The sequence below is a fragment of the Frankia sp. CoBUL1 genome, from assembly GCF_978021245.1.
The window spans coordinates 1-11,695 of sequence record NZ_CDXDOS010000098.1; the positions used below are offsets into that span (position 1 = coordinate 1).

Genomic DNA, 11,695 nt, shown 5'->3' on the forward strand with positions numbered 1-11,695 from the left:
CCCCGCCCCCGACGCCGGCACGCTCACCCATCACCGGGCCCCCACCCCGGCAGCCGGGGGAACTGGCACGGACATCACAGTGACCGTCGGGGCGCAGGGGAACGCCGCCACCATGACGGCACGGCACGGCATCCGCCTGCCATCCGTGCCTTCCTGATGCCATCCCGTGACATTCGAGGCCGGCGGTCGGAACATGGCACCTGACCAGGACCTCAGACCTCGCCAGGCAGTCGGAAGGACCGCTGATGGCCCCGCCCCGCAGCGACACGATGCTCGCCCGACTACTTCATGATCGGAACTGGAGTTGCGACGACTTCCGCCGTGTCTTCGACACCACCGCCCGCACACTCAGCCGGGAAAACAACGATCTTCGGGTGCCGGGGGCACTCAGCGACCGGCAGGCGGAACGGTGGATCGCCGGCCAGGTAGCCACCAGGCCCTATCCGGCGGCATGCCGGGTGTTGGAGGAGATGTTTCACGTTTCCGTGGAAGATTTGCTGACCCGGAATCCCACTCGCTACCGTGAGACACAGGCCGTAGCCCCGCCGCCCGTGCTACCACGTCCCGTCATGGTTCCCGCTCAGGCGGAGCCCGGCAGCGGGCCGCCCCGCGAGGAGGTGAGTCCGTCGCGCCGCCGTGACCTACTCGGCACCGGCATCCTCCTTGCCGCCAGCACCGCCACGACCGGTGCCACCAGCCGCGCCGCGCAGATCTCCCGCGCCATCGCCGCGTCCACCCCGGACCCCCTCAGTGTCGCCCAGCTCCACCAGGGCATCCAACGCCTCACCCGGATCTACTCCACGACACCGCACGCGGATCTACTCGGACCCGTCGAACAGGCGTGGGACGATGCGGAAGCCCGGTTGGAAACCAGAGTCACCGGCACCGACCGCCGCGACCTCGAACTCCTCGCCGGCCAATACGCCTTCTACCGTGGTCGACTTGCCTTCGACATGGGCGATGACGACGGCGCGTTGACGTTCTTCGTCCTCGCCGCCCAACACGCCCAGGCAGCCGGTAACCTACTACTTGCCGGATCGGTTGCCGCCATGCGCTCCGCCGTGGCCTTCTTCGCCCGCGAGTTCGAGACCGCTGCGGACATCGCCGCCCAGGCCCAGCCGCAGGCGCACCCCTATATCGTCCCGCTCCTCGCCTGCGCACAGGCCCGCGCCTACGCCATCACCAGCCGCGAAGACGAAGCACTAACCGCCTTGCGGACCATGAATGATCATCTCTGGACCGGCAACCGCCTGCCAGGACCTTCACCGATCGACGAAGAGTCCAGCGAAGCTTTCAATGCGGTGGTACTCGGCTATCTCGGCAAGGGTGACGAAGCCGAGCCACACGCCCGCGCATCGTTGGCGATGCTCAGCGGAACCGGACGGTACGTCAGCACCGCCGGCACCTATCTCGCACTCGCACGGGCCTTCATCCACCGCACCCACCCGGACCCCGAACAGGCAGCCACCGCAGCAAGCGACGCCCTCATGATCGTTGACGGCAAGGAAGTGACCAACGGCCCGACCTTCAACCGGGCCGCCGGTATTTGGCGCACCCTCGCCCGCAACGAGGAGTGGGCACGGCTCGAACCCGTCCGCGACCTGGGTGAACAGGTCTCATCCGAGCGCCGTGCGCTCCCAGCAGGCCCAACCATCTAGATCGTTGCCAAAGTTCTCTACGGGGTCGAGTTCCGGCAGGCGATGGGCTCTTCGACGGTTGCCGGACCCGCCCGAGAAAGGACGAGCCCCTCATGGCCCAGATCGATGACCACCGGTGGATGACGCGGGCCATCGAGCTCGCTCACCGCTGCCCGCCCGCCACCGGTGCCTACTCGGTGGGTGCCGTCATCGTCGGCGAGAACGGCGAGGAGATCGCGTTCGGGTTTTCCCGCGAGGTCGACGACACGGTGCATGCCGAGGAGTCCGCGCTCGCGAAGGTCGCTCCCGATGACCCCCGTCTCGCCACCGCGACGATCTACAGCACACTCGAACCCTGCTCCCAGCGCATGTCGTGGCCACGCACCTGCACCCAGCTCATCCTGGAAGCGAAGATCCCCCGAGTGGTCATCGCCTGGCGGGAACCCAGCCTGTTCGTCGCCGACTGCCAGGGCTACGAACTGCTCGGCGCGGCCGGGGTCACGGTCGTGGAAATGCCCGAGCTCGGCGAGCGGGCCCGCGCTATGAACGCTCACCTGGCCGTCTGATCATCGGTTGGATCACCCGCGATGGCGCCCGGGTGGGCCGGTGCCTGCCCCGGCTGCCGCGCGGGAGTCGGTCCTGGGGATCTTCTTGCCCGGCGGCGACGCGTGTGGGGCGCGCCGACGGATATCGTAGGTGGCGCGGCGTCGCCGTGCCGCCACGCCGCTGGCTGATCGAAACCAGGGGCGCGCCTTCCCTCTCAGTTGAGGTGGCTCAGCAGTTGAGGTGGCTCAGCGGTGGAGGTGGCTGCGGCGGTGCGGTCGGCGCAACCGCGAGGGGGTGGGTCGGTGGGCGTGATCCGGGTGGAACCATACGGCGGCCGCGACTTCGACGTCGAGGTCGCGGAGGAGACGGCTCCGGGAGTCCGCGGGCTCTCCTTCAACTACCGGGTGCGGGTCGATGACAAGGTGCTCGCGGCGGTGGGGCTCTCGCCCGACGATGTGCCGGGCCTGATCGCGTTGGTCCGCGCGTCGTTCGCGTTCCTGCTCGCGCGGGAACCGGCCGGGTCCATCCGGCCCACCTTCGAGCTGTCCGAGATCACCCGCTACTTCCCGAGCTATCCGGCGGAGATCGCCGGCAGCGTGCCGAGATGAGCGGGGCCGGGGCATCGGGGGACGTGGACGCCTTGCTGCTCGTCTCGTTCGGGGGTCCCGAGGGGCCCGGCGACGTGTTGCCGTTCCTCCGTAACGTGACCAGGGGCCGGGACATCCCCGCCTCCCGGCTGGCGGTCGTCGCCGAGCAGTACCACCTGTTCGGTGAGCGTAGCCCCCTCAACGAGCAGAACCGGGCGCTGGTCACCGCGTTGCGTGCGGAGCTGCCCGGGCTGCCGGTCTACTGGGGGAACCGGAACTGGGCGCCCTATCTGACCGACACGGTCGCCCAGATGGCCGCCGACGGCATCCGGCGTGCCGCGTGCTTCGTCACCTCGGCTTTCTCGTCCTACTCGGGATGCCGGCAGTACCGGGAGGACCTCGCGGCAGCCGCCGCCGCGGTGGGGGACCGTGCGCCCGAGCTGGTGAAGCTGCGGCTGTTCTTCGACCATCCGGGGTTCGTGGAGCCGATGGTGGACCGCGGCGTCGCGGCGCTGGCCGACCTGCCGGCGAAGGTGCGTTCCGATGCCCATCTGATCTTCACCGCCCATTCGCTCCCCCTCGCGCAGGCCCGCGCCAGCGGGCGTGGCGAGGGCGCCTACGCTCGCCAGCTGCGGGCCACCGCAGCGGTGGTCATCGAGGGGATCGAACGCATCACCGGCGTGCGTCATCCCTTCGACCTGGCCTTCTGCAGCCGCAGTGGATCGCCGGACGTGCCGTGGCTCGAGCCGGACGTGCGCGATCGGCTCGCGCAGCTGGCCGCGGCGGGGGCCGCCAGTTCCGTGATCATTCCGCTGGGGTTCGTCAGTGATCACATGGAGGTCCGCTACGACCTCGACGTGGGGGCCCTGGAACGGGCGCGGGAGCTGGGCCTGCCGGCGACGCGGGCGGGCACCGTCGGGGTGGATCCGCGGTTCGTCTCGATGGTGAGAGAACTGATCGAGGAGCTGCGTCGTCCCGGCGGCGTCCGACGGTCGCTGACCGGCCTCGGGCCATGGCCGGCGGACTGCCCCGCGCACTGCTGCGAGCCCCTCGGGCCGCCGCGGACCTGAACCCCCGCGGACCCGAATCCGGGGTGGTCCTGAATCCGGGAGGGCGGGCGAGGGCGGACCGCATGGCGGTGCGGCCATACTGATGGTGAACCGATGCTGATGGGGAACCGATGCTGATGGGGAACCGATACTGATGGGGAACGAAGCGATCAGGACCGAACGACGAAGCGAGTCAAGGTAACGGAGCGATCGGAGATATGCGGCGCTACGTGTTCGAATCCCCGGAAAGGTTCGTGGTGGGAACCGTCGGCCAGCCGGGTGACCGGGTCTTCTTCCTGCAGGCTGCCGGGCGTGGTCAGGTCGTGACGGTCGGTCTGGAGAAAACCGAGGTCACCGCTCTCGCGGAGGGGCTGACCGCGTTGCTCGGCCAGGTGGGCCAGACCCAGGGCATCGTGCTTCCGACCGCTTCGGACGTCGAGATCGATCTTGCCCCGCTGGATGCCCCGTTCGAGGAGGACTTCCATCTGGGCCAGCTCACGGTGTCCTGGGACGGCCACCGGGTCTTCGTCGAGGCGGCCGGGCTGTCCCCCGGGGAGTTCCGGCTCCCCGAGAGCGAGGACGAGCTCGACTCGTTGCGGGTGGGACTGTCGATCAAACAGGCCCGTGCCTTCATCGAACGGGCCCGCACGATCGTCGCAGCCGGGCGTCCACCGTGCGTCCTGTGCGGTCGCCCGGACGATCCGGCCGGGCACTTCTGCCCTCGGCTGAACTGACCGGAGCCGGCCGGGGCGGACAGCCGGCGATCGTCAGTTCGAGGGCGGCACGGGGGCATACGTCGGGTCGAAGGCGTCGTAGGCCGCCGCGTAGGCGTGACGCACCGCTGCGGAAAGGCTGCGCAGCGCCGCGGACCTGCGGGCGATCTCGCTCGCGGTCACCGCGGCACCGTCGTCCCGGGCGGCGAGGTCGAGCAGGGTCGACAATCGCTCCGCCCGGGCCAGCAAGGCGTGCGCCCCCGGTGGATGACCTGGGCCCAGCCCCGGGCCCGGGTCATCCACCCCGCGGTCGCGCAGCAGGGCGAGCACCTCGGGGCGGGCGCTTGCGATGTCGAGGTCGATGAGCGCGGCCGTCGTGGTGCGGATCGCGTTGCTGAGGTCGTGTTCCGCGGCGCGCAGGCCGGCTCCGGGCGGTGGCACGCGGGACGCGACGAGCACCCGCCAGTGCACCGACTCCAGCCGCCCCTCCAGGGCCGGCCCGTGCACGACGACCCCGGGGACGAGCACCAGCGGCGGGTTCGGGCCGATCACGATGATCGCCTCTCCGGCGGTGATCGCGTCCCTGTTCACCTCCGCCGGGCCGGGCAGGCCGGTGGCGTCCCCGGGTGCGGGCAGGACCAGCCGGAGCCGTTGCGCTCCGGCCGAACGCAGGGCTCCCAGGCCCAGCACGAGCGGCTCGTCGCCGAGGGTGTGCGGCGCCGCCTCGCCACCGAGCGTGCGGTGCATCTGGGTGATGACGTCGTCGAGCCCGACGAGCCCGGCAAGCCACGCATTGCCCCATCCGGTGAGGACTCCGGACCGGGGCGACGCTGACAGGGCGGGAAGCACATTGCCTACCGTAGGCAATCGAGGAGCCTTCAGGCTCGCCGAGGGGGCCGTACCAGACCTTTTTCCGGATGATAGCGCCATTTGTCGCCTCTGGGCAGGCACCGCCCGGCCAGCCAGGGCAGGCCCACGCTCAGCAGCTAGTAGGAGTGCTCGATGATTCCCGGAGCCGGTTCCTCATGATCGGGTCCGTCCGGCATACCCACGAGTGATACCCCGGCGTGCGACAGACGGTGGGCGAACGCCTGCGCGATCAGGCGGTGGCCGCGTGGCCCCGGGTGGATCCGGTCCACGTCGAAGCTGGACCGGCTGCGCACCGCAGGGTGCCCGCAGAGGTCGACCATCAACACTCCGGGGTCCGTCCGGGCCGCGGCCTGGACCGCCGCGTTGAGCCGTTCGACCCGTTCGCTCAGGATCCGGCCGAACGGCGCCGGCACCGGGAGCAGCCGGCTGGGATCGGGCATGGTAGCGGTGAGGACGACGACTCCGTCGGCCCGCAGGCGGCCCACCGTCCAGACCAGGTCCTGGCGTAACCGCAGCGGATCGAACGTCGGTTTCAGCACGTCGTTCATGCCGGCGATCACACTGGCGATCTGGGGGCCCAGCGACAGGGCGACGGGAAGCTGACGGGTACGCACGTCGTGCGTGGTTGCTCCCGTGGTGGCCAGATTGGTGAATTCCATGGCGCCGGCCGGGCCCAGGCACGCGGCGAGCCGGGCGGCGAAGCCCCGTCCTCCCGTCGCGGGGCGGCGGTGTTCGCGTCCCATCGTCACGCCGTCGCCGAGGCCGACCGTGATGCTGTCGCCCAGCGCGACGAATCGCCGGGATCCGGTGCCGGAGTCCATGGCTCTGCCCGCCTTTCAGGCCGCGAGTCAGGCCGCGAGCGGCGGCGCCGGTGGCTGCGGGAAGGCCGTGTCCGGGGCGGCCGGACCGGGCGAGTCGTGGCAGGCAAGGAAGCCCGTGACCGTGGCCGACCAGGGGAACTGCTCCGCGCGGGCCCGGGCCGCGATCCGGCGCGCGTGGATCTGCGCAGGCGAGGCGGACAGCAGGTCCACGACGGCGTCGGCGAACGTGAATCCGCTACCCGCGGCGATCGTGCCCACTCCCGGGACGATCAGTTCGGCGAGCGCGCTGGCGTGGTGCACCACTGCCGGGGTGCCGCTGGCGAGCGCCTCCAGAGCGGCCAGCCCGAAGGTCTCCACCGGGCCGGGGGCGAGCGCGAGGTCGGCGGTCGCCAGCAGGCCGGCGAGCCGTTCCTGGTCGGCCACGAACCCGAGGAAGGTCACCGGCAGCCCGGCCGCATGCCGTTCCAGCCGGCCCCGATGGGCCCCGTCACCGGCGATCACCAGGCGCGCCGGCACCCGGCGGCGGACGAGTTCGGCTGCCGCGTCCACGGCGAGGTCGACCCGCTTCTCCGGTGCCAGCCGGCTGGCCACCACCAGCAGCGCCTCCTGGTCACGGGCGAAGGCGCGTCGCAGGGTCAGGTCGTGGTGGGCGGAGGAGAAACGGTCGAGCTCGACGCCGAGCGGAACGTGGCGCAGGTTGCCGGCGCCGATGCGGACGAACTCCGCCGCCGCCCAGGCCGTCGTCGCCACGACGGAGTCGAAGGCGGCCGCGAGCGAGGCGTTTGCCCGGTCCGCGGCTGTCGAGACCGGCAGGACTCCCCGCAACGGTGCGGGTGTCCAGGTGCCGAGCAGGCGGTCGAGCCGCTCGTGGCTGACGACCAGCGACGGCACCCCGCGCCGGCGGGCCCATCGGGCCAGCGGACGCAGGGTCGCCCGGTCGTGGACCTCGAGTCGGTCGGGCCGTTCCCGGTCGAGCAGGTCGGCGACGCGCCACGGCTCGGTGATGATCCGGTAACCGGTTCCGGGTAGCCGGGGGCGCGCAGTTGGAGCACGCGGGCATCCGGCCGGACCAGTTCGGCGTCCTGCTCGCCCGGAATGATCTGGACGACCTCGTGGCCCGCCGCGGTGTAGCCGGCGGCGAGGTGGCGCAGTGTCGTCCGGATGCCGCCGGAGGCCGGCGCGACGAAGTTTGCCGCCTGCACGATCTTCATGCTGACCACCCGTCGTCGTTTCCCGTCCCGGGCCGCTTGCGTGCGTCCCATCCGTCCCGTCGTCCGCCCCGCCGTCCGCTCCGTCCCTCGATGACCGGGCCGGGGTGCCTGAGGCGGCCGAAGCGACCGGCCCCGCCGCCGGTGCCGAGCACGTCACGGTAGTGGCCGAGCAGCTCGTTGCCGATCGCGCTCCACCCGCATCCCGCGACCGACTCCCGGGCCGCCGCACCCATCGCCACCCGACGAGGGAGGTCGTCGGTCAGGGCCGCGACCTGCGCCCGCGGGGTCGCCGGGGTCGCCGGGGTCGCCGGGGTCGCCGGGGTCGCCGGGAGTGTAGTGCAGCCCGGTGCGGCCGTGCTCGACAACGTCAAGCAGCCCGCCCGCCGCAGGGGCGACCACCGGTACCCCGCTCGCCTTGGCCTCCTGCGCCGCCTGGCAGAATGTCTCGTGGATGCCGGTGTGGACGAAGACGTCGAGGCTCGCGACCGCGGCCGAGAGCTCCTGCCCGGCGCGGAATCCGAGGAACGCCGCGTTCGGCATCGACCGGGCCAGGGTGGGACGGGAGGGGCCGTCACCGACGACGACGAGCCGGGTGTTCGGGATGTCGGACACCGCTCCGAGCAGCTCCACCCGCTTCTCCCGGGCCAGCCGGCCGACGTAGCCGACCAGGACCTCGCCGTTCGGAGCGAGGCGGCGGCGCAGCTCGTCGTCCCGGTGCGCCGGGTGGAAACGTTCGAGGTCCACCCCCCGACTCCAGCGGGCGACCCGTTGCACGCCCTGGCTCAGGAGGGTGTCGACGGCATCCCAGGACGGCGCGAGGGTCCGGGCCGCGAGCCGGTGTACGATGGCGAGCCAGTGCCAGATCGTGCGTTCCGCGGTGGCCAGCCCGTAGCGGGCGGCGAACGCGGCGATGTCCGTCTGGTAGACGGCGATGCTCGGTATGCCGAGCCGCCGCGCCGCGAACACCGCCTGCGCCCCGAGGCCGGCGGGCGCCGCCAGGTGGACGATGTCCGGGTTGAACTCCCGTAAGGCGGCGGGAAGCCCGGGCCACGGGACTGCGAAGCGAAACGCCGGGTAACCCGGTAGGGGAGCCGACGGCGCCCACAGCACCGGCGTGGCTGCGTGCCGTCGGGCGGCGGGCGCCGGAGCCAGCGCGATGACCGTCGCCTCGTGCTGCCGGTCCCGCAGATGTTCCAGCACTCGACAGACCGTGTTCGTCACCCCGTCAACATGGGGGAGGAACGACTCGGTGATCACCGCTATGCGCACACGAGCACGGTGGCAGGGCATGGAGCCGTGCCGCAGACGGCCAGCCGACCGTTACATGAACGTTCTGGCACAGCTTGGTGCACCGTACGGGTGCACACGACCGGCTGTTCATCCGGTCGGCGGATCCGGGCCGGATTCCCGTCCGACATGGTGCCACTTGACATGATACTGCTTGACATGTTGTCACTTGAGGTGGTGTCACCTGACATGGTGCTAGCTGACATGGTGTCGTCCGACACGGCGCCCGGCGGACGCCGTGGTTCCTGGTCCGCACCGTCGCACGCCTGCCGCCGGCATTTTCCCCGGGCGCCGGTGAGGAGGATATTTGGAGGCACGGGGCGGCGCACCGGTCGGGGAGTGAGAGCCATCGAGGTGTACGCGTGATGTTCAGGCGGCAGGACACGGTCCTGATCACGTCCGCGGCCCGGTCGCGGCAGTGGGACATCCATCGGCGGGAGGTGCGTTACCTCCTCTCGATGATGTTCCGGATGCTCTGCTTCGTGCTCGCCGTGGTCGCCTTCCACGGCTGGCTACGGTTTGTCGCCGTCGTGATGGCCGTGATCATTCCGTGGGTCGCGGTGGTCATCGCCAACGGCGGTCCGACGCCCGAACGCGACCGGCCTGTCAGCTATGATCCGGGCCAGTCGGCGGCGGGCGAACTGCTGGCCCTGGAGGCCGATCCCCACCGGGTGGTCGACAGTGAGGGCTGGGTGGATGACGAGGGCTGGGTGCACGGCCATCCGGACCCACCGGGCCGGGACGGCACCGGGCTCGGCGAGGCGTCCGTCTCCGGACCATCGGGTTGACGTCAGCCATCGGGTTGACGTCAGGTTGAGCCGGTGAGGTGTATCAGCTTCACCACTGACTACGGACTCGCCGACGGCTTCGTCGCAGCCTGCCACGGGGTGATCCTGCAGACGGTGCCGGACGCCCGGATCATCGACGTGACCCACCTGGTGCCGCCGGGGGACGTGCGGCGGGGGGCGGCCGTGCTCGCCCAGACGGTGGGTTCCCTGCCTCGGGGGGTGCACCTCGCCGTGGTGGATCCCGGGGTAGGCACGTCGCGCCGGGCCCTGGCACTGCGCGCGGTCGGCGGTCACCTGGTCGGGCCCGACAACGGCCTGCTGATCTCCGCGGCCGAGCGGCTGGGGGGGATCGAGGCCGCGGTCACGCTGGCGGCGCGGCCCGCAACCCCCGCGACGTTCCACGGCCGGGACGTCTTCGCCCCGGTGGCTGCCGCCCTGGCGCGCGGGACACCGCTCCAGGAGGTCGGTGAGCCGGTGGAGCCGGCGACCCTGGTCCGTCCCCGGGCGGCCCTGGCCCGGCTACGCCCGGATGGGACCGTGGAGACCGAGGTGGTCCTCGTCGACACGTTCGGCAACGTCCAGCTCGCGGCCTCCGGCGCGCTGCTCGGCGCGGCCGGGCTGCGCCCGCCGGGTCGGGCGGTGCTGCGACCGCTCCGGCGGGACCGCCTGACCGGGGCCGAGCAGGCGGCCGGCCCGCTCGCGGCCGCGGGCCCGATGACTGAACTGGCCGTGGGGGTCACCTTCGGCTCCGTCGGCCCGGGGGAGGTGGTGCTCTACGTCGACTCGGCGGGGATGGCGGCCCTCGCCGTGCGCGACGGCGACGCCGCGCTTGCCCTCACGCTTATGCCCGGCGACCGCCTTACGCTGCGCCGCTGGGACGGGCGTCCGGGACAGGCGTCCCGTGAACAGGCGTCCGGGACAGGCGTCCCGTGAACAGGCGTCCGGGACGCCGCACCGCCCGTCGGGGGTCCGCACCGGTCAGCAGAATCCCGGGAGGGCCAGCCAGCTCGGCCCCGGGTCGGGAGCGTCATCGCGCAGGACCGTTCCCTCGATCTTGCCGTACGGTCGGTCCGCAGCGTAGTAGACCGTGTTGGGATTATCGAGCCCGAACGGTTCTAGATCAACCAGAAAGTGGTGTTTGTTCGGCATTGACAGGCGGATTTCGGCGACGTCGGCGTGCGCGGTCAGCGCCGCCTCGCCCATCCGGTACAGGGTCTGTTGCAGAGCCAGGCTGTGGAGGCTCGCGAAGGTGCTGACCAGAGCCGTCCGTACCCCGTCGAACAGCCGCCCGAAGTCGAGGTCTGACTGGACGTAGCGCCAGCGGGCGGTGACCTCTGTCGCCAGGATGCGGTCTGTCGTCTCGGGCAGTGTGGTGTACCGGTCGCGGAGAAACCCCGAGAATTCCGAGCCGGTCGACTTCAGCAGGACCAGCCCGGCGAGTCCGGACACGACGAAGGCCGTGCCACGGTCGAGGGTGACGACCGTCGTCCTTTTCTCCCCAGCCGACCTGCTGAAGGCATGGTCGTGCGGCACCCCATCCACCTGGATACGGTCCCACCGGTACTGCTCGATTTCTATCCGGGCGCCGTCGATCCCCGGGAGGGATCCGGCGAAATGGTGACCCAGCCGGATCGCGAAATCCTCGATCTGGCCGATTCCGTGCTCGCGGGCGAAGGCGTAGACGGTGTTTTTCTGCGCGTCCGTGGTGAGCACGTGCGCATTGTCGCCGGACAGGTGCGCGGCGGCGAAGTCACCACGAAGCGCGGTGGAGACGTTCAGATCGGTGATCTGGTGCACCGGTCCGTTCCGCGCCACGTGGACGAGACGGACCTCCGCCTTTCCATACTGATTGGGCCCGAGAACGATCGCCATGTGGCCTCCCTGCCGTGGGACGGTCATTTCCCTTGTCCGGAGTGCGCCTTTCGCCCGACCGGGTCGATCGGCCTGCCGCGGGTCCGACCGTCCCGGCGCCGTGCCGGCACCGGTGCGGGCCGGAGACCGCCGAACGTGGCCCGACCATTCTGCTGGACCGGGTGACATCCCGGACCGACGGTGAGTTTCGCGCGCCCGGCTCGTGCCGCCCCGGCCTGTCGCCGGGTGCCCCTCCGAGCCGTGTGGACCGCGGGGTGGGATCACGCGGTGGTGGCCCGTCCGGGCGGCTTCCGGCAATGGAAAGCCAGTGAGCC

Annotated in this window: 11 protein-coding genes and 1 pseudogene; 7 read left to right on the forward strand and 5 right to left on the reverse strand. The window is 71.3% G+C overall.

Going from position 1 to position 11,695, the window contains the following annotated elements:
- Positions 1-245 precede the first annotated feature (245 nt).
- From AC08OX_RS09430 to AC08OX_RS09450, 5 genes are all read left to right on the forward strand, one after another.
- Positions 246-1,658, forward strand: coding sequence for a hypothetical protein (locus AC08OX_RS09430; protein WP_476607457.1), 1,413 nt, complete (start codon positions 246-248; stop codon positions 1,656-1,658).
- A 92-nt stretch (positions 1,659-1,750) separates the two neighbouring features.
- Positions 1,751-2,203, forward strand: coding sequence for a dCMP deaminase (locus AC08OX_RS09435; RefSeq protein ID WP_476607458.1), 453 nt, complete (start codon positions 1,751-1,753; stop codon positions 2,201-2,203).
- 282 nt (positions 2,204-2,485) lie between these two features.
- On the forward strand, positions 2,486-2,791 hold the full coding sequence (locus AC08OX_RS09440) for a hypothetical protein (RefSeq protein WP_476607466.1): 306 nt from the start codon (positions 2,486-2,488) through the stop codon (positions 2,789-2,791).
- Positions 2,788-3,840 carry a ferrochelatase gene (locus AC08OX_RS09445; RefSeq protein WP_476607459.1) on the forward strand — a complete coding sequence of 351 codons (1,053 nt, stop codon included), beginning with the start codon at positions 2,788-2,790 and terminating at the stop codon, positions 3,838-3,840. Before AC08OX_RS09440 ends, AC08OX_RS09445 begins: the two co-directional genes overlap by 4 nt.
- A gap of 197 nt (positions 3,841-4,037) precedes the next feature.
- Entirely contained in the window at positions 4,038-4,553 is a 516-nt protein-coding gene (locus AC08OX_RS09450) for a DUF3090 domain-containing protein (RefSeq protein ID WP_011436339.1), read from the forward strand.
- A 33-nt stretch (positions 4,554-4,586) separates the two neighbouring features.
- On the opposite strand, the gene AC08OX_RS09455 is transcribed toward AC08OX_RS09450, so the two are convergent.
- The 4 genes and pseudogenes from AC08OX_RS09455 to AC08OX_RS09470 form a co-directional block, all read right to left on the reverse strand.
- Positions 4,587-5,381: a hypothetical protein gene (locus AC08OX_RS09455; protein ID WP_476607460.1), complete on the reverse strand. Its 795-nt coding sequence runs from the start codon at positions 5,379-5,381 to the stop codon at positions 4,587-4,589.
- A gap of 137 nt (positions 5,382-5,518) precedes the next feature.
- Positions 5,519-6,223, reverse strand: coding sequence for an SGNH/GDSL hydrolase family protein (locus AC08OX_RS09460; protein WP_476607461.1), 705 nt, complete (start codon positions 6,221-6,223; stop codon positions 5,519-5,521).
- Between the two features lie 27 nt (positions 6,224-6,250).
- Positions 6,251-7,434: pseudogene (locus AC08OX_RS09465) on the reverse strand (glycosyltransferase).
- A 153-nt stretch (positions 7,435-7,587) separates the two neighbouring features.
- Positions 7,588-8,703 carry a glycosyltransferase family 4 protein gene (locus AC08OX_RS09470; RefSeq protein WP_476607462.1) on the reverse strand — a complete coding sequence of 372 codons (1,116 nt, stop codon included), beginning with the start codon at positions 8,701-8,703 and terminating at the stop codon, positions 7,588-7,590.
- 383 nt (positions 8,704-9,086) lie between these two features.
- Between AC08OX_RS09470 and AC08OX_RS09475 the strand changes: the two genes are divergently transcribed.
- Positions 9,087-9,509: a DUF3099 domain-containing protein gene (locus AC08OX_RS09475; protein ID WP_476607463.1), complete on the forward strand. Its 423-nt coding sequence runs from the start codon at positions 9,087-9,089 to the stop codon at positions 9,507-9,509.
- Positions 9,510-9,542: 33 nt separating this feature from the next.
- Positions 9,543-10,442, forward strand: coding sequence for an SAM hydrolase/SAM-dependent halogenase family protein (locus AC08OX_RS09480; protein WP_476607464.1), 900 nt, complete (start codon positions 9,543-9,545; stop codon positions 10,440-10,442).
- 45 nt (positions 10,443-10,487) lie between these two features.
- On the opposite strand, the gene pucL is transcribed toward AC08OX_RS09480, so the two are convergent.
- Entirely contained in the window at positions 10,488-11,381 is an 894-nt protein-coding gene (pucL, locus tag AC08OX_RS09485) for a factor-independent urate hydroxylase (protein WP_476607465.1), read from the reverse strand.
- Between the last annotated feature and the right edge of the window lie 314 nt (positions 11,382-11,695).